The 18,204-nt window shown below is 61.4% G+C and carries 17 protein-coding genes; 8 read left to right on the top strand and 9 right to left on the bottom strand.

All coding sequences use genetic code 11. The features are described from left to right. Nucleotides 1-20: 20 nt before the first annotated feature. Nucleotides 21-2,021, bottom strand: a complete 2,001-nt coding sequence (gene dnaG / locus DFO46_RS05025; RefSeq protein ID WP_120276549.1) for a DNA primase — start codon at nt 2,019-2,021, stop codon at nt 21-23. A gap of 146 nt (nt 2,022-2,167) precedes the next feature. Here dnaG and DFO46_RS05020 point away from each other — a divergent pair, with 146 nt between their 5' ends. Further along, complete coding sequence (locus DFO46_RS05020) at nt 2,168-2,470, top strand: BrnT family toxin (RefSeq protein ID WP_120276548.1); 303 nt, start codon at nt 2,168-2,170, stop codon at nt 2,468-2,470. 61 nt (nt 2,471-2,531) lie between these two features. Continuing rightward, complete coding sequence (locus DFO46_RS05015; protein ID WP_245408855.1) at nt 2,532-2,765, top strand: BrnA antitoxin family protein; 234 nt, start codon at nt 2,532-2,534, stop codon at nt 2,763-2,765. A gap of 55 nt (nt 2,766-2,820) precedes the next feature. Here DFO46_RS05015 and DFO46_RS05010 read toward each other — a convergent pair whose 3' ends face one another. Next, complete coding sequence (locus DFO46_RS05010; RefSeq protein WP_110790846.1) at nt 2,821-3,273, bottom strand: GatB/YqeY domain-containing protein; 453 nt, start codon at nt 3,271-3,273, stop codon at nt 2,821-2,823. A 320-nt stretch (nt 3,274-3,593) separates the two neighbouring features. Between DFO46_RS05010 and carA the strand changes: the two genes are divergently transcribed. Then, the gene (gene carA, locus DFO46_RS05005) at nt 3,594-4,799 is read left to right on the top strand and encodes a glutamine-hydrolyzing carbamoyl-phosphate synthase small subunit (protein WP_120276547.1); all 1,206 of its coding nucleotides are present in this window, start codon (nt 3,594-3,596) and stop codon (nt 4,797-4,799) included. A gap of 48 nt (nt 4,800-4,847) precedes the next feature. On the opposite strand, the gene DFO46_RS05000 is transcribed toward carA, so the two are convergent. Continuing rightward, nucleotides 4,848-6,197, bottom strand: coding sequence for an MATE family efflux transporter (locus tag DFO46_RS05000; protein WP_245422599.1), 1,350 nt, complete (start codon nt 6,195-6,197; stop codon nt 4,848-4,850). A 344-nt stretch (nt 6,198-6,541) separates the two neighbouring features. Here DFO46_RS05000 and DFO46_RS04995 point away from each other — a divergent pair, with 344 nt between their 5' ends. Continuing rightward, nucleotides 6,542-7,021, top strand: a complete 480-nt coding sequence (locus DFO46_RS04995) for a DUF2938 domain-containing protein (protein WP_120276545.1) — start codon at nt 6,542-6,544, stop codon at nt 7,019-7,021. 52 nt (nt 7,022-7,073) lie between these two features. On the opposite strand, the gene DFO46_RS04990 is transcribed toward DFO46_RS04995, so the two are convergent. Together DFO46_RS04990 and DFO46_RS04985 are read right to left on the bottom strand one after the other, a co-directional pair. Beyond that, nucleotides 7,074-7,997, bottom strand: a complete 924-nt coding sequence (locus tag DFO46_RS04990; protein WP_120276544.1) for a neutral zinc metallopeptidase — start codon at nt 7,995-7,997, stop codon at nt 7,074-7,076. Nucleotides 7,998-8,085: 88 nt separating this feature from the next. Beyond that, the gene (locus DFO46_RS04985; protein WP_120276543.1) at nt 8,086-8,583 is read right to left on the bottom strand and encodes a DUF2306 domain-containing protein; all 498 of its coding nucleotides are present in this window, start codon (nt 8,581-8,583) and stop codon (nt 8,086-8,088) included. Between the two features lie 105 nt (nt 8,584-8,688). Between DFO46_RS04985 and DFO46_RS04980 the strand changes: the two genes are divergently transcribed. Beyond that, nucleotides 8,689-9,522: a LytTR family DNA-binding domain-containing protein gene (locus DFO46_RS04980; RefSeq protein ID WP_120276542.1), complete on the top strand. Its 834-nt coding sequence runs from the start codon at nt 8,689-8,691 to the stop codon at nt 9,520-9,522. Here the strand turns inward: DFO46_RS04980 and DFO46_RS04975 are convergent. Next, nucleotides 9,507-10,175 carry a glutathione S-transferase gene (locus DFO46_RS04975; RefSeq protein ID WP_120278144.1) on the bottom strand — a complete coding sequence of 223 codons (669 nt, stop codon included), beginning with the start codon at nt 10,173-10,175 and terminating at the stop codon, nt 9,507-9,509. The genes DFO46_RS04980 and DFO46_RS04975 overlap by 16 nt on opposite strands. A 166-nt stretch (nt 10,176-10,341) precedes the next feature. Between DFO46_RS04975 and DFO46_RS04970 the strand changes: the two genes are divergently transcribed. Beyond that, complete coding sequence (locus tag DFO46_RS04970; protein ID WP_120276541.1) at nt 10,342-11,367, top strand: zinc-dependent alcohol dehydrogenase family protein; 1,026 nt, start codon at nt 10,342-10,344, stop codon at nt 11,365-11,367. A gap of 20 nt (nt 11,368-11,387) precedes the next feature. Here the strand turns inward: DFO46_RS04970 and DFO46_RS04965 are convergent, their stop codons facing one another. Continuing rightward, nucleotides 11,388-12,872 (bottom strand): amidase, encoded by a 1,485-nt coding sequence (locus tag DFO46_RS04965; RefSeq protein ID WP_120276540.1) that lies wholly within the window; start codon nt 12,870-12,872, stop codon nt 11,388-11,390. A 206-nt stretch (nt 12,873-13,078) separates the two neighbouring features. On the opposite strand from DFO46_RS04965, the gene DFO46_RS04960 reads away from it, so the two are divergent. Together DFO46_RS04960 and DFO46_RS04955 are read left to right on the top strand one after the other, a co-directional pair. Beyond that, nucleotides 13,079-15,457 carry a methyl-accepting chemotaxis protein gene (locus tag DFO46_RS04960; protein WP_120276539.1) on the top strand — a complete coding sequence of 793 codons (2,379 nt, stop codon included), beginning with the start codon at nt 13,079-13,081 and terminating at the stop codon, nt 15,455-15,457. Nucleotides 15,458-15,555: 98 nt separating this feature from the next. Then, entirely contained in the window at nt 15,556-16,194 is a 639-nt protein-coding gene (locus tag DFO46_RS04955) for a hypothetical protein (RefSeq protein WP_147412740.1), read from the top strand. 49 nt (nt 16,195-16,243) lie between these two features. Here the strand turns inward: DFO46_RS04955 and DFO46_RS04950 are convergent, their stop codons facing one another. Continuing rightward, nucleotides 16,244-16,966 (bottom strand): DUF1868 domain-containing protein, encoded by a 723-nt coding sequence (locus DFO46_RS04950; RefSeq protein ID WP_120276537.1) that lies wholly within the window; start codon nt 16,964-16,966, stop codon nt 16,244-16,246. A gap of 83 nt (nt 16,967-17,049) precedes the next feature. After that, nucleotides 17,050-17,967 carry a phosphatase PAP2 family protein gene (locus DFO46_RS04945; RefSeq protein WP_120276536.1) on the bottom strand — a complete coding sequence of 306 codons (918 nt, stop codon included), beginning with the start codon at nt 17,965-17,967 and terminating at the stop codon, nt 17,050-17,052. Between the last annotated feature and the right edge of the window lie 237 nt (nt 17,968-18,204).

Below are 18,204 nucleotides of genomic sequence, written 5' to 3'. Positions count from 1 at the left end.
CAGGCGCATCCGGTTAAACTTCAATGATGGCCGGTCGCAGCTCCCTTGACCCGGCCGGACATGACGCCGAAGCCATCGATGATCGCCTCCTGATTTTCCATCCGCGCCACCTCCGACTGCACCTCGTGCAGTGCACTGATCAATTGATCGATACGTTCGGCATCGTCTACCTCCGTGGCTTCGGCCACCTCGCGCTCCAACTCCTTGCGTTGGCGTTTCAGCGCCCGTGCCCGCTTGTAAAGTGACAATGCCTGACGATAGCCCTCGCGCGCATCCTCCGCTGCAGCGATTTCCGTCGCCGTCCACAGCCGCGCGTTACGGATCTGTTGGTCGAGTGCCCGCAGAAGCGCCCCATGACCATGAACCTCGAGCTTTCCGATCAGCACCTCGCGGCTAAGCCCATGATCGGCCTCCGCCACGGCCGTCAGAAGGGACGACCAGAGCTTCTGAAGCGCTGCGTTCTCGAACTCGATCGCGGCAATCTCGTCATACTCGTCTTCGAGCAGGTTGGGATGGTTGACGATCGTGAGCGCCAGCACGCTTTCGCGCAAAGTCGGCTGCTCCTGGTGCCCGCGCACGAGGCCCGATCTGGCCAGCCGGTCGGAGATCGCACCGCGCCCGGCCGCCACAGGCCCCGGTTGGCGTCCGCCAAAGCGGCTCTGTCCGCCCTGCCCCTGACCACGGCCATTGCCCTGGTAGCCACCTCGCTCCCCGCGCTGCGGCTGGTTCCCTTGGAAGAAGGCATAGAGCCTGTCGCGGATATCCTGCTGGTAATGCCGCCGCACATTTTCATCGGCGATGACGGTGACCACCTGCTTGAGCTTGGCTTCGAGTTCGGCGCGCTTTTCCGGCGTGTCGAAGACACCGCTCGACACTTCCCGAGTCCAGACCATGGCAGCGAGCGGCTGCGCTTCCGCCATAACGCGATCGAAGGGCGCACGCCCGTCATGTTTGACGAGATCGTCGGGATCCTTGCCGTCGGGCAGCATGGCGAACCGCACCGATTGCCCCGGCTTCAAGTGCGGAAGGGCTATATCGACCGCACGAAACGCCGCCCGCTGTCCGGCCCCATCGCCATCGAAACAGAGCACAGGCACCGGCGTCGTCTTCCACATCAGCTGCAACTGGTTCTCGGTCAGCGCTGTCCCAAGAGGCGCAACCGCATTTTCGATACCCGCCTGATGCAGCGCGATCACGTCCATATAGCCTTCGACGGCAATCAGCGTGTCGGCACCATCCGCGCCCTGCAGCGCCCGACGCGCGCGGGAGAAATTGTAGAGCACATTGCCCTTGTGGAAGAGCTCGGTCTCATTGGAATTGAGATATTTCGCCATGGCATCCGGCGACATGGCGCGACCACCGAACGCGATCACCTTGTCACGCGATGACAGGATCGGGAACATGATACGGTCTCGAAAGCGGTCGTAGGACACGGGGATGTCAGGGCCATGCACCACAAGGCCGCAGGCCTCGATCTGGTCCTTCGGCACCCCCTTGGCCGCCAGATGTTCCTTCAAGGCATTGCGGCTCTCCGGCGCATACCCCAGCCGAAATGTCTCGATCGTCCGGCCCGTCAGGCCACGCTCGCGCAGATAGGCCCGCGCCCGCGCCCCGCTTGCCGTCTGCAACTGGTCCTGGAAGAACTGCGTCGCCAGCTCCATGACGTCCTGCAGCGTGGTGCGTTCCTTCTCGCGCCGCTCGGCCTGCGGGTCCGGCTGTGGCATGGATATGCCGGCCATGTCGGCGACCTGCTGCACGGCCTCGACGAAACTCAGCCCCTCGAGATCGGTGAGAAACCGGAAGTGATCACCGGACACGCCACAGCCGAAGCAGTGGTAGCGGCCCTTGCGGTCCTCGCAGTGGAAGCTCGGGCTCTTCTCGCCGTGGAACGGGCAGCAGGCCCAGTAATCCTGCCGCGATACATTGGTCTTCTTGCGATCCCAGGTCACACGACGGCCCACCACGGCCGAAATCGGCACGCGGTCACGGATCTCGTCGAGGAAGTCGTTGGAAAATCGCATGTGTCACCTGAACCTGTGATCTTCATATAGGCGGGGATGCCCGGCGACGCCAAGGCTTTCGCGCGGCTTACCCGCTATTCACAGCCGTTGATTTGAATGACGATTGTATATACACTGCATTCCGCCAGCTTCACGGACCCCGGCCGATGCGCAGTCTCGACGATATCCCGCAGGATGAATGGGCGTTCGAGTGGGAGGAGACCAAGCGTCGAACCAATCTCGAAAAGCATGGCATCGACTTTGATGACGTAATTTTGGCGCTGACCGAGCCGAGGCTTGAGACATCAACTCTCAAGCATGGTGAACTGAGGATCATTGCCACATGTCCGGAAAGCGGTCGTCTGATATCCGTGGTTTATACAATGAGAGGAAACGCCTGTCGGATCATTTCGGCACGCGTTGCTAGGAAGAATGAGCGAAGAGAATATCACGCGCACTACGCTCGCTGAACTTTTGGAAAGACGTGCTCGGGGGGAGAAATCTCAAACCGACTGGGCGCGCATCGATGCCATGACTGACGAGGATATCGAGCGCGCCATGCGCGACGATCCCGACTGGCAGGACTTCATGGACATCGATTGGTCCAAGGCGAAGATGGTCATCCCGGACAAGAAGAAGGCAATCTCGATCCGACTCGATCCCGATATCGTCGATTTCTTCCAGGCGACGGGCAAGGGATACCAAACCCGCATCAACGCAGTCCTGCGTCACTTCGTCGACGAGCAGAAGCGCTCGAATTCCTGAACGCAAGACGCCGCCCGAAGGCGGCGCCACAGATCGTAGCAGGGATGGTCGCGAACTACTTCAACAGGTCCTTGACCACGCCGGAAGCCTTGCCGAAATCCATCTGGCCAGCATAACGCTCCTTGAGCGCGCTGATGCACTTGCCCATGTCCCGCAGGCCTTGCGCCCCGGTCTCCGTGATCACCGCCTGGCACAGCTCCCGCACCTTCTCGTCCGGAATCTGTTCCGGCATAAAGGATCTGATGATTTCGATTTCCTCGAGCTCCTGCGCGGCCAGCTCCGGCCGGGCATTCTCCGAATAGATGCGGGCAGACTCGTCGCGCTGCTTGATCATCTTCATCAGGATCTGCATGATTTCATCATCGGTCACCGGATCCTTGCCGGCGCCGCGATGGGCGATATCACGGTCCTTGATCGCCGTCTGGATCAGACGAACGGTCGAGGTCCGGCGCACATCCTTGGCCTTGAGGGACTCTTTCATCGTATTGGCGAGTATATCGCGTAACATTGTCTTCTCCGCGGAAAAGCCAGGGCGGACGGGCTCAAATGTGGCTTTTCCTTGTTCGTGGTTGCCTTCTCATATCCAGACAGTTTCTGCAGTGCAAACGAATTGCACAAACCATTGAAATGGCTTGGGAGAAATCCGTGAGCCGAAGAGATAGACGAATTGACCTCGTCGATTGATCCGTCTATTGCTCGGCACCTGCACGCAAATTGTCATCAGGGCTGAATACCGCGCGTCCTCGCGCGCCCTCGATCTGCAACATAGATGGCCCTGCGACCCTGCCTCGACAAGAGGGACGGGGCGCGGGAGAAAAAGGAACGACCATGACCGCGACAGCTCCCTGGACAACCCGCAAGCCGACCGCCCTCCTCGTGCTTGCCGACGGCACGGTGATCGAAGGTCACGGCATCGGCGCGACCGGCAAGGTCCAGGCGGAGGTCTGCTTCAACACGGCCCTCACCGGCTACGAGGAAATCCTCACCGACCCCTCCTATCTCGGCCAGATCGTCACCTTCACCTTCCCGCATATCGGCAATGTCGGCACCAATGACGAAGACATCGAAGACCTGACACCCGCCGCCCGTCACGGTGCCGTCGGCACGATCTTCAAGGCCGACATCACCGCGCCCTCGAACTACCGCGCCGCCTCCCATCTCGACGCCTGGCTGAAGAGCCGCGGCGTCATCGGCCTGTCGGGCGTCGACACACGCGCACTGACCGCCTGGATCCGCGAAAACGGTGCACCGAATGCTGTCATCGCCCATGACCCGAACGGCGTTTTCGACGTCGAAGCATTGAAGGCGGAAGCCAAGGCCTGGAGCGGCCTCGAAGGCCTCGATCTCGCCAAGGTGGCGACGTCGGGCCAGTCCTCCGTCTGGACCGAAAAGGACTGGAGCTGGACCGAAGGTCACACCACCCTCGGCGCCGCTGATGCCAAGTATCACATCGTTTGCGTCGACTTCGGCGTCAAGCGCAATATCCTGCGCCTCTTCGCCGGCCTCGACTGCAAGGTCACCGTCGTCCCCGCCAACACCCCAGCCGAGGATATCCTGGCGCTCGAACCCGATGGCGTCTTCCTGTCCAACGGCCCGGGCGACCCGGCCGCGACCGGCGAATATGCCGTTCCCGCGATCCAGAACCTGATCAAATCGGAAAAGCCGCTCTTCGGCATCTGCCTCGGCCACCAGATGCTGGGCTTGGCGCTCGGCGGCAAGACCGAGAAGATGCACCAGGGCCATCATGGCGCCAATCACCCGGTCAAGGATTTCACCACTGGTAAGGTTGAGATCGTCTCGATGAACCACGGCTTCGCGGTCGACTCGAAGTCACTGCCCGAAAATGTTGAAGAGACTCACGTTTCGCTCTTCGACGGCACCAATTGCGGCCTGCGCCTCAAGGGCAAGCCGGTCTTCTCCGTCCAGCATCATCCGGAAGCATCCCCCGGCCCGCAGGACAGCCACTACCTGTTCCGCCGCTTCATCAACATGGTGCGCGAAAACAAGGGCGAACCGGCACTCGCCGAGCGGTAAGTGCGGCAAGCATTCCGATTATTGGAATTCAATCTTTGCGGCCCGGGCTCATCCCCGGGCCGTCTGCATTTCATGCCGGACCTTCATGTAAAAGCGCAGGCACAGCATGACGGCAGCGCTGATCAATCCGACCACGAAGCCGATCCAGATTCCGATACCGCCGATGCCCATGGGGAAGGCCAGGAACCAGGCGAGGAGAAAGCCGATCGGCCAATAGGAGACGAGCGCAAGGATCATCGGCACACGGGCGTCCTTCAGCCCGCGCAGCAGACCGCTTGCAATCGTCTGCAGCCCGTCGACCAGCTGAAAGATCCCTGCAATTCCCACCAGTGGCGCGGCATAGGCGAGCACCGCCTTCGCATCCGGCGTGTGTTCGTTGAGGAAGGCGCTGGCAAGCGGATGCGGGATCGTCAAGAACAGCACACCACCGAGAAGCGACAGCACCGAGGCAATCGTCGTCACCGTGATCGCTGCGCGCACCAGTTCCCCATAATTGCCGCGCCCATGCGCCAGGCCGATCCGCACCGTTGCCGCCTGCGCCAGCCCGAGCGGGATCATGAAGGCGATCGAGGTCAACTGCAGCGCAATGCCATGGGCCGCAAGTTCAATCGTCCCGATCCGCCCCATCAGCAGCGAGGCGCCGGTGAACAGGCTGACTTCGGCCAGCACCGTGACGCTGATCGGCAGGCCAAGATGCAGGACCTCGCGAAATGCCTGCCAGTCCGGCCGCCAGAAACGGATGAACAGCTCGTAGCGCTTCGTCTCGTCCCGTGTCTGCAGATAGACGACCATGGCGAGAAAACTGACCCACTGGACGATGACAGCGACGATCGCCGCCCCGGTCATGCCAAGTGCCGGAAAGCCGAAATGGCCGAGTACCAGGCAGTAGGCGAGGATGGCATTCAGGACGAGAATGCCGAGCGTCACCCAGAGCACGATGCGCGCACGACCTGTCGCACTCACCAGCGCTCGCAGGACGGCAAAGAGCAGCGCCGGCAAAAGACCGAACTGGATGATCCGGACATAACCGGCGGCAAGGGCGGCCACCTCAGGCTTTTGCCCCAGCGCCAGCAGGATTGTCTCCGCATTGAAAAACAGCGGCGCCGTCAGCACCGTATAGAGGATCGCCACCCACATGCCCATGCGGATGGACCGGCGTACCGAAACGACGTCGCCGCGCCCGTAAGCCTGCGCGACCATCGGAATGACGGCCATCGAGAAGCCTGAGCCGAAGATGAAAATCGTGAAGAAGAACTGTCCGGCAAGCACCATGGCCGCGAGCGGCACCGCGCCGAGCTGTCCGACGATCAGCACATCGGTCGTGTGAATGCCGAGCTGCGCCAGCTGTGCACCGATCAGCGGAATGCCGAGCGACAGCGTCGCACGGATATGCGACATCCAGCTTCCGGCAATAGCGGGCGCCGGGGTCAGGGTATCGATCGGAATGCTGTTCGTATGCATGGCTTGGCTCTCGACGAAAAAAGCCGCTTCCAGAGCAGTCTGGCGAGCGGCATGTCGCGATGGGGATAGGCCCCAACGGGCACGCCAGCAAGACAAATTCGGCAATCTGCAATTTTTTTGCGCGATGCATCAGCAAGATTGATGAAAATTCGGGCAGTCCGCCGAATTTCAGGGGCGAATTCGGGGATGGGTGCCGCAATCAATCCTGGCGGCTCTTGGCCAGGCATCGAAAACAAGCTTATGGTCCCCCACCCCTCCCTCTGACACGAGTTAGTCCAGGCATGATTGAATTGATTTGGCGCGGCATGATCATCGGCACGGGCGCGACGCTCGCAATGGACCTATGGGCCATCATGCTCAGCACGGTCTTCGCCCAGCCAAAGGCCAATTGGGCACCCATCGGCCGCTGGTTCTATCATTTGAAGAACGGCAAGGTCTTCCATGACAGCATTGCCGAGGCGACTGCCTATCGCCACGAACTCGCTCTCGGCTGGTTCAGTCACTACGCTGTCGGCATTCTCTACGGCGTGCTGCTCGTCCTGATCATGGGTCCGGACTGGCTGGCCCAACCGACATTCCTGCCCGCCTGGATCTGGGCCATCGTCACGGTCGCTGCCGGCTGGTTCCTGCTGCAGCCGGGTCTCGGCATCGGCTGGGCAGCCTCAAAGACGCCGAACCCCAACAAGGTGCGCGCCATGAACCTGGTCGCCCACACCGTCTTCGGCCTCGGCCTCTGGCTGACCGCTCTGTTGATCCGCTGATCAGGCATCGCGACGGCGCGGCACCAAGAGGTGCCGAACCATCGGCATACGATCAGATGTCGCCCGAAAAGGTGTCACAAGCGCTGACATTGCCGCTTTCATAACCACGCTTGAACCACTTCATGCGCTGGGCCGACGTGCCGTGGTTGAAGGCATCGGGAACGACATAACCCTGGCTACGCTTCTGCAGCGTGTCGTCGCCAATCTGTTGGGCCGCATTCAAGGCTTCTTCCAGGTCTCCATCGGAAAGAATACCTTCCTTGTCGGCTGATTTTGCCCAGAGACCGGCATAACAATCCGCCTGCAGTTCAACCCGCACCGACATCTTGTTGGCCTCGCGCTCGCCCATTGCCTGACGCTGGCGGTTGAACTCCGGCAGCACGCCGGTGAGGTTCTGCACGTGATGGCCGACTTCATGCGCGATCACATATGCCTGGGCAAAATCGCCTGCAGCATCAAACTGCTGGGCCAGTTGGCGGAAGAAGGCGGTGTCCAGATAAACCTTACGGTCACTCGGACAATAGAACGGACCGGTGGCCGACGAAGCCTGGCCACAGGCGGACCGGGTCGTGCCATCGAACAGAACCAATGTTGGCTCCGGATAGGTTTCACCCGACTGTTTGAAGATGGTCGACCAGGTGGTCTCCGTCTCCGCAAGGACGGTGCGGACAAAAGCCGTCATCTCGTCATCGGCGGGTGCGGCGGGGCGACTGCCAACCTGCTGCTCGTAGCCGGAGCCGCCGGACACATTGCCCTCACCCAGCACTTCCAGCATGTCGATGCCCATCATCTTCAGCACGAAATAGATGACGACGAGGAAGATGATGGTGCCGATGCTGAGACCACCACCGCGCCGACCGCCCATGGGGATCTGGATCCCGGAGCGGCCGAAGGGATTGCCTCCAAGTCCACCACCGGAGGATTGCCCGCGGCGGTCCTCGATATTGTCCGACTGACGACGGCCCTTCCATTCCATGGTGCTTCCTCTCTCCGCTGGCGCCCTTATCAATGAGAAGATAGCGGAACTGTTCCCTAACACCAGACACCGGAAGCTGTCTTGCTGATTAGCCGGACCGGCGTCGACTGTCCCGCCTCAGCCACCATTGAAAGAAAACGACGAGAACGAGCACCATGCCGATGACCAGCAGGTGGACCTGCCCCTGTCCTTCGCCGAACAGCAGTTTGTGCATCAGGCGCCCTGGCAGGAGCGTGAAGGCTCCAGCCGTCAGCAACGCCAGCGAATAGAGATTGCCGACATGTCGGCGGTGCTCGGCAATCCGACCGGCCCGCGCCGCAGCCACGGCCTGCCAGCTGCCGACCAGTGTGAGGACAGAGAGGAGATGGATGGGGCTGAAACCGTAAACGAGGCGGAGCGAATGAATGAAGAAGCTCGAAAACGACGTGACGACCATGATGCCGATCCAGATCCGGCCTAGGCTCTTGTGCGTCGTCGTTCCCTTCGTGGCGACGAGCAGATAGGTGCCGAGCAGGAGAGCAGAGACGGCAGCGGCGACATGGATCTGGATGGCGGGAGAGGCCTGCAGGAGAAGAGAGAGCGACATGGGGCTTGCCTTGAACGGGATCACGGTTTCAATGGATGATGTCGCGCTGATCGCTCCAGCTGGCCTGTGCGGCAAACGCTTTGCCGTCGATGACGAGAGGAATTCGTGAACAGCACCGCCTTGCAGTCTGCGCTTCGTGAATGGGAAACGCTGATCCGCTCGCCGCGCCTCTGGGCGACCTTCGCCATCGTCGTTGCCATCTTTGTCGCCATGGGTCCCTCCGGCACGATGGAGGACATGGGTCTCGCCGAGCGGGCCGCTTTCTGGACGCTTCTCCATGCCGCAGCCTGGGCGGTGGCAATCTCGATCATCACGCTCGCCGAAATCTGGCTGAGGGAACATATTTCGAGCACGCTCGTCCTGCTGACGATCAACGCCGTGCTCGCGACCCCCTTCGTGGCAGCGGCCGTGGAACTCGTACGGTGGTCATGGCTGAGCCTGCCACCAACCACCCTCTCCTACGGCAGCCAGTTCGCCGTCTGCTTGCCGCTGTCGATCCTCTTCAGTCTGCTGACCCATATGACCATGTCGGCAAAGCCGGCAGCATCCACGGCATCGCAGCTGACGGTAAGCGCAGCGGCAATCCCGCAAGAGCCCCCACCTCTCCTGGCGCGTTTGAAGCCGGACATCCGCGGGCCGATCCTGCATCTGACCGTCGAGGACCACTACACCGTGGTAACCACCACGCGCGGTCGCCAGCTGGTGCTGCTGCGCTTTTCCGACGCGCTGCGTGAACTGGGCGAAATCGATGGCCTGCAGACCCATCGCTCCCATTGGGTGGCCGCAGCCCATGTCGAAGGGCTGGAAAAGGTGGGAGGCCGGTTCGCAGTCAGGCTGAAATCCGGGACGGTCGTGCCGGTCAGTCGCAGCTATGCCGACAGTGCTCGCCGCCGTTTCGGCGACATCCGAGATATAGGAGAGCGTCAGCCCTTGGCGTAGCCGTATTCGCCGCCGCGCGAAAGAGCCCGCTGATAGGCCGGACGCGCCCGGATGCGCTCGATCCACGCTCTCAGCACAGAGGTATCCTTGCCGCCGGCAATCCGGGTCAGCCCGGCCTCGACTGGAAAACTCATGGCGATATCGGCCGCGGAGAACTCCCGCCCCGCGAACCAACCGTCCCTGGACACTTCCGCAATCCAGAGGTCGAGATGATCGGAGAGCTGTGGGTCCAGAAGTTTGCGCGAGACACCATCGCTGATCATCCTGGCCACAGGCCGAATGAAGAACGGCACCTGGCCCGGAATCCGCGAGAAGATCAATTTCATCACCAGAAGCGGCATGGCGGATCCTTCCGCATAGTGCATCCAGTAGCGGTAGCGTAAGCGCTCGTCCGTTCCGGCGGCAGGTTGCAGGCGCTCGCCCCCATAGGTCTCGATCAGGTATTCCATGATCGCACCGCTTTCCGCCACCACCCGGCCCTTGTCCTCGATGACAGGCGATTTGCCGAGCGGATGCACGGCCTTCAGAGCTTTCGGCGCAAGATACTCCTTGGTCCGGTGATAGACCTCGACCTGATAATCGAGCCCCAGTTCCTCCAGCAGCCACAGGATGCGGTGCGCGCGTGAATTGTCGAGATAATGCACTGTGATCATGAAGGAGCGTCCCATTGGCCAGAGCTGTGTATCTAGGGCCGTTCCCGTGATCCGTCGACCGTGGCCTGGCCTGATTTGCAGGTCCCGCCAAGGATTTGCCAATTGGCAACCCACGGTTCCACATGCCACTATCGCTCGGGGGAAAGTCAATTTGGAGGAGACTGCAATGAAAGCCATGCGGCTTGAGGGTATCGGACAACTGTTCACGCGGGAGGTGGACAAGCCGGTGCCAGGCCCGGACGAACTTCTGGTGCGGGTCGAGGCCTGTGGCGTCTGCGGCACCGACCGTCACCTCTTTCACGGCGAATTCCCCTCGAAACCACCCGTGACGCTCGGCCATGAATTCGCAGGCATCATCGAGGCGATGGGCACTGAGGTCACCGGGTTTGCCATCGGCGACCGGATCACCGGCGACCCCAACATCGCCTGTGGCCGCTGCAGCCACTGCGTCAACGGCCGGGTTAATCTCTGCCGCAATCTCCAGGCGATCGGCATTGCGCGCGACGGCGGCTTCGCCGACTACGTGATCGTCCCGCAAAAGCAGGCCTTCTTGCTCCCCGCCAGCCTCGATCCGATGTTTGGCGCCTTCTGCGAACCGCTCGCCTGCTGCCTGCATGGCACCGACCTTGCCGAGATCAAGGCGGGTTCCTCCGTCGTCGTGCTCGGCGGCGGCGTGATTGGCCTGCTGACCGTACAGCTCGCCCGGCTTGCCGGCGCCAGCACCGTCATCCTCTCGACACGCCAGGCCTCGCGCCGCGAACTGGCGGAAGAACTGGGCGCAACCGCCAGCGTCGACCCATCGTCCTCTGATATCATCGAGAGCATTACCGGCCCGAATGGTCTCGTGCTCGGGGGTGTCGACGTGGTGCTCGAATGCGCCGGTGTCGCCGAAACGGTTCAACAGGCGACGAAACTCGTGCGCCCAGGCGGCACTGTCGTCATCCTCGGGGTCATGGCCCAGGGCGAGAAGGTCGAGATAGAGCCTTTCGATCTCCTCTTCCGTGAAGTGAAGCTGGTCACGTCCTTCCTCAATCCCTTTACCCATCGCCGCGCCGCCGACCTGATCGCATCGGGCACGATCGAGGTGGAGCGCTTGATATCGCGCAAGGTCTCGCTGGAAGAGGCGCCCTCGGTCGTCTCCAATCCTCCGGGCCGTGGCGAGGTGAAGGTGCTCGTGGTTCCAGGTCTGTAACGCGATGCGGCAGCCGGCCCTCAGAGCGGGGGCCGCCTGTCCTTCCAGGGACGCGCCTGCTCCACCTGGCCCGCAAGCGAAAACAGCGTCTCCTCGTCGGCAAAGCGACCGACGAACTGCATGCCGATCGGCAGCCCCTCCCCAGACCAGCCAATCGGCACCGACATCGCCGGCTGCCCGGTGACATTGAAGACCGGGGTCCAGGGAATGAATTCGAAGGTCTGCGCCGCCAGTTGCTCGGCAATCCCGAGTTTCTTCAAGAGCCAGCCGCCACCGACATGACCCAGCACGTTCAGAAGCGCCTTCTCTGCTGCGGACGGCTGCAGCGCGCCGATCTTGACCGGCAGCGACGACAGGACCGGCGTCATCAGCACATCGTAATCCTGGAAGAAGCCGAGCACGGAACGGCTGGACAGCTTCAGATAGCGATGTGCCGCGATGAGCTCCGCAGCCGAAAACCCATCCCCCAGCAATCCCATGCCGAAGGACGAGGCGTCGTAGTCTCCCGGACGGATGCGCACGCCGAAGGTCTTGGCGGTGAATTCGATATCGGCACGCAGCTCACCGGCAAGGGCCGTGAGGAAGGCCATGGAAAATGCCTCGCGATCGACAGGCGGTGCGGCCTCGACGATCTCGTGGCCGAGATCGGCAAGAAGCCGCGTCGCCTCGTCGAAGGCCGCAACGACATCCGCCGACACCGCCTTGCCGAGCATCGGCGTTTTCGACACCGCGATCGTCAGCCGCGCCGGACTACGGGAGACCGCGTCAAGGAACGAACCGGCAAAGACCGGCAGCGGGTGCGGCGATCCGATGTCGGGACCATGTGTGGCATCAAGGACCGCCGCGCTGTCGCGAACCGTCCGGGTCAACACATGTTCGATGGCAAATCCCGACCAGGCATCGCCGATAAAGGGACCCGCAGGGGTGCGCCCCCGCGTCGGTTTCATCCCGAAGACACCGCAGGCCGAAGCCGGAATGCGGATCGATCCACCCCCATCGCCGCCCGATGCGATCGGCACCATGCCGCTTGCGACAGCAGCAGCCGACCCGCCCGAAGAGCCGCCAGGCGTGCGGGTCAGATCCCACGGATTGTAAGCAGGCCCGCTTGCGCTCGATTCGGTATAAGGCGTCAGCCCGAATTCCGGCGTATTGGTCTTGCCCGCAATCACGAGCCCCGCCGCCTCCCAGCGCCGCACCAATTCGCTGTCGCCGCGCGCCGCCTGATGGGACCAGAGCCGATTGCCGTTGCCGGTCGCAACACCGTCAATCTGGGCGAGCAAATCCTTGACCAGGAAGGGGATGCCGGCAAGAGGTCCGTCACCGACGCCGGACGAGACACGGCTGCGGGCACGCTCGAAGAGCGGCCGCACGACAGCGTTCAGCGCCGGATTGACCGCTTCGATCCTGCTGATTGCGGCCTCGAGCACCTCGCTCGCCGAAACCTCGCCGCGACGGATCAGTCCTGCCAGCCCGAGGCCGTCGAAATCAGCGTAATTCTGGAACATGTATTCCCCTCTGCCACCCTTCAGCGTCAGGCACCATCGGGAGAAAATCGCGTGCTGACAAGGGACAAGCCATTATAGCCGCCCAGTCGAATATAAAGGACTACTTAACCAACCCGGACTAGATTCCACTGGGGACCCGGCGCTGCGCCGGGACGACGATGCCTGTCGTCGACATGCGTGCAAGAAGGCTAATGAGGGAACGGCCCATGCTTTTCAAATCCGCCACGAGCCGGAACATCTTTTCCACCGTCGGGCTCGGCGTTGTCACGACGATCGGCGTCGCGGCAACACTGCTCGGCCTGACCTACGGCCATATCCGCAGCGCCGGCATCAACGAGATGAAGATGGCGGCATCGGAAGCCGGCGCGGAGATCGAACAGAGCCTGCGTGTCGGCCATCAGATGGTCGAGGGTATGGAAACCGCAATCATGGCCCTGCGCGCCAGCGGTCAAGGCGACCGGGCGATCGTCATGGCCGTCATGCAAAAGGCGCTGGAAGCCTATCCCGACTCGATCGGCGTATCGACCGGCTGGGAGCCGAATGCCTTTGACGGCAAGGACACGGATTTCGTCGGCAAGCCGGTGCATGACCAGACCGGGCGCTTCGTACCCTACATCTACCGCTCCGGCGGCGCCATCAAGACGGACGTCTTGATCGATTATGACAAGCCGGGCGTCGGCGACTATTATCAGCTGCCGGTCAAGACCGGCAAACCCGCCCTGCTGGAGCCCTATGTCTACCCGGTGGACGGCAAGGACGTCCTGATGACGACCATTTCGCTGCCGGTCTTCGACGGCGGCAAGGCTGTCGGTTATGTCGGCGCCGATATCGACCTCAACAAGACGGCCACCGATCTCGCGGCCAACCGCCCGCTCGGCGATGGTTACGTCGCGCTTCTGTCGTCGGCGAACAGCTTTGTCAGCCACCCCGAAAAAGACGTGATGGGCAAGCCGTTGAAAGACAGCGGCGTCGATGTCGCCGGCTGGGAAACGGTGCTGAAGACGCCCGGCACCGTCGGCACCATCACGGACAAGGATGGCATCGAACGGTTTGCGGTTGCTGTCCCGATCGAACCCTTCGAAGGCGTGGTCTGGAAAGTCGTCGTTGCCGTACCGAGTGCGACCGTGCTCGGCGCCCTCTCCCAGACCGTCTGGACCTCGGCCCTGATCATCGCCGGCGCCGCCGTCTTTCTGGTGCTGGTCGGCTGGCTGCTCGCCCGCGGCTTCATCGGCCGCATCAACCGCGTCATCGACCAGACAAACCGCATTGCTTCCGGCGACCTCGCGGTCGAACTGACCGACAAGGAAAGGGGCGACGAGATCGGCGACCTGTCCCGCTCGCTCGGCATTCTTCTCGAAAGCAATCGCAAGAAGATCGAGCTCGAAAACGAAGCCCAGGCACGCTTTGAGCAGGAGGAAATCGAACGGGTTGAGCGCTCCAGGGGTCACAAGGCCCGCGAAGAAGAAATCCGTTTTGTCGTCGACGAACTCCGCACCGGTCTCGCCCGTCTCTCCGACGGCGACATGACCGTTCGACTGGAAAAGTCCTTCTCTCCGGCGCTTGACGAGATCCGCGTCAATTTCAACGATTCCATCGAGAAACTGCGCGCGGCCCTCCTCTCCTTCAGCGAAAACGCAACGACGATCGAGAACGGCTCCAACGAGATCCGCGCGGCGGCCGACGATCTTGCCCGCCGGACCGAACAGCAGGCGGCATCGGTCGAACAGACCTCCGCGGCGCTTTCCCAGATCACCCGCTCCGTCAAGGAATCCACCCAGCGCGCCGAGGAAGCCGGCCAGCAGGTCAGCCGCACCAAGGAAAGTGCCGAACGGTCGGGCGAAGTGGTGCGCACGGCGATCGACGCCATGAGTGCCATCGAACAGTCGTCGCAATCGATCTCTAACATCATTGGCGTGATCGACGAGATCGCCTTCCAGACCAATCTGCTTGCCCTCAATGCAGGTGTCGAAGCCGCCCGCGCCGGGGAAGCCGGCAAGGGATTTGCGGTCGTGGCGCAGGAAGTGCGTGAACTGGCCCAGCGTTCGGCCAATGCCGCAAAGGAAATCAAGAGCCTGATCACCGCCTCCGGCGATCAGGTCAAGCATGGCGTCTCCCTGGTCGATCAGACCGGCGAGGCTCTGTCGGCCATCGTTGCCGAGGTCCAGCAGATCAACACCAATGTGCACGCGATCGTGGAGGCCGCACGCGAACAGTCGACCGGCCTTCATGAGATCAACGCCGCCGTCAACATCATGGACCAGGGAACGCAAAAGAACGCCGCCATGGTTGAAGAGACCAATGCAGCCTCGCACACGCTCGTGTCCGAAGTGCAATCGCTCTCCTCGCGTCTGGCGCAATTCAATCTCGGACATTCCACGGCCCCGGCCCGCAGCGCAGGCCTAGCGGCAAGCCGAAACGTTCAGACACAGGCCCGCCCCTCGGCGGCTCCTGCCGCGAGCCGCCCAACCCCGGTTGCGGGTCCAGCCCGCGCCGCAGCATCTCCCGCACGCGCACTCGTCGGCAAACTGGCAACGGCAATGGGTGCAAAGCCCGCAACGAGCGGTGCCGAATGGGAAGAATTCTGATCGGGACCATAGGACATTCGCAACGAAGATGGGGCGCTTTCCCAGAGCCCTAGGCGAAATGTGGATCTAGCGCAGATCCCGATATCAAGCCGCTCGCAGTGCTGACGCTGCGAGCGGTTTACCTTGCCGATATTCTCTTCATCACGCATCCTGCAAAGTCAGTTGCACAGAGTGCCCAGTTTGCAGTGGCACGACACTCTTTCGGCAGATCAACGCCTCAATCGAGATATCGTGCGACCATCAGTGTTGGGAGGATCGCGGTGAGAACTTTATGCCAAGGCGAGATCTTCGCCGACTACTTCCAGCTCTATCTGCGCGACGAGGCGCACTGCGAATTGCCGAATGACTATACCGAAGACAGCATGGCCCGACGTCTCATGGTCGGACCGACTGGGGTCATAGTTCATACCGTGCGCAACATGGACGTGACTGTGTGTATTGAATGGCACGACCAGCGCCCCAAACCCGATCTCGATAGCCTTCACCATGTGGTAGATGCCGGGTTCGATTGCGCCACGGGTCAGCTCATAGTCGCGGGCATGACTGACGATGAAGCAACATCACCTCGCCTGACCGTGACCCCAGGGCCGCTTGGGGTGCGCGTCAGCTGGTCGGGCCTTGACACATTGAGCGAAGACGGGCTCGACGGAGAAGATCAATATCTTCTGCAGCTTTGGCCGGAAGCAGGACCTGTCGCTTTACAGGTCCTGAAAGCGTGGCCTGCAACGGAGAGCTAGAGCAAACCTCTCCATTCAAGCCAACAAAAATGGCCGATCCGCTTGTGACCTAGGGCTGTGGCTCCAGAACCAGCAGTTCCTCGAAGTGGTTCATGTCCTCGAAGCTGCAAAAGGCCGGCGGCCTGAGCGAGAGGATCGGCGCCCGCTGCCGGATGTCCTCGACGACCTCCGCCAGGAACGGCTGCCACGCAAGCATCGTCTCGTCGTCAAAGCGCTCGATCATGTAGGCAAAGGTGATGTGGAAGCTGTAAGTCTCGTGATCGGGATGGCGATAGCCGAGCAGATCGGGCAGTCGATCCCGCCACGAGCGAAGGGCATCCCGATCCGCCTCCGAGATGCCCTCCAGCGTCAACCCGTTCGGCGTCGCCGCCACCACCTGCATCTGGAATGCTGGTCCCGGTTCAAATCCGGCAAGGCGATCGAGGAAGATCGCGGTCATGTCATCGATCGGCGTTTCCAGCGGCACATCCGCCGGCCAATAGGGCAATCGGCGCCGATATTCGATAATGCCCTGGAACAGCGTCATGTGCAGGCTGGATGCGGCTGTGAAGGCGAGGCGCTCGCTGCCGGGCATGGCACGATAACGCTCCCGGACCTCCTGCAGCACGGCCTCCGTCTCAGACCCCGCCTGCAGGTGACAAACGATCGTATTGCCCGGCTCGGGCAGGAAAATTCCAGCCGATGAGTAGCGTGTGCCCAGATGTGCCAGAAGGGCATCATCAATAGGGTCGACAGTAGCATCGTGAAGATTCGACGGCTTTGGAGCGTTCATTTTAGACCTCGCAGTGACGGAGGTCTTTGCGCTATCAGCAACGTGCAAAAGGACTATGACGAGAAATCGCGAAAACGGAACGCTTAAGTTAGAGCAACGATACCGGGTATGCGGCTACGCGCGATCACAAGGGTGGTTACAAGTGCCAAAGTCGCCACGACAATGCCGGCTATGACATCAACCAGATAGTGGCCACCATGCGTGACGGTCGAGATCAGCATGAGCACGTTGAGGGTCAGGACCGGATACCTCAGCACGCGTTGCCCAAACGACGCAACGGTACATATGATAGCCACAGCCGTATGCACCGACGGAAAAGTGAGGATCCCTTGGGCCGTCGCAAGCGACAGGGTGAACTCTGAATTTGCGCGTACCGCATTGAACTCGGACAGAAACGCGTATCCATAATACAGATTCACCGATGGCAGACGCTGAGAAGCCAGATCGTAGGAGATGTGAGCACCGACAGCCGGAAACCAGATGGAGATGAGGCTCGCAACCACCCCCGCAAGCCCATAGCTAAGGACAAGCGTGTAAGCCGAAGCCGGCGAGCCCAAAACGATTAGCAAGATCGGCAACACAAGAAGCTGTAGAGAGAAGGACGAGTACGCGTACATGAGCATCGAGCTCAGCACGGGCATGTTGTTGACCATCGTGACGATATCAAATGCGTTGAAACCGAGCCACCGGTCGGCATCTGCAAGCGCGGCATCGACAAGAGGGCGGTCAAGCGAAATGGCGAGGTAGGAGGCAAGCAACACCACGACGGACAGCACGATGCCGCTACACAGCACCTCCAGTATCAGAGAGGCCGTCCCCATACCTCTGCGCCGGGTAAAGAGCGCACCAACGACCAGCAGGGGTACCGTGAAGAACACTGCCCCAAACGAAGCAACGTCCAGCCTTAGCTTAGAGAGCAGTGTGATTGCGACAATCGCAATGACGTTGCATACTGTGTAGATCGGAAGTGCGCACCGTAGGTTTGCCAAATCGCGTGACATTCGGCTCCACTCCGAGCGCTCTGCTTAGGTGAAGGAACGATCGTATCATTCCCTTAAAATTCCGTTGGAGACGTATACACGCAACGTCTGGCAACACAGGATGACAAAGATTTTGGCCAGGCGCGATGCACCCCCAAACAGGTGTCAACCGCATTGGGCGGGAGTTGCCGACACATTGCGGAAGTTTTTCCGGTAGTTTCTGTAAAAACGGGGTTTCTTCCGTCCGGACATTTCCCT

The sequence above is a fragment of the Rhizobium sp. AG855 genome (assembly GCF_003610655.1).
GTDB classification, from domain to species: Bacteria; Pseudomonadota; Alphaproteobacteria; order Rhizobiales; family Rhizobiaceae; genus Allorhizobium; species Allorhizobium wuzhouense.
The sequence above is the reverse complement of the archived record's forward strand: the minus strand, read 5'-3'. Positions and strand labels throughout refer to the sequence as shown.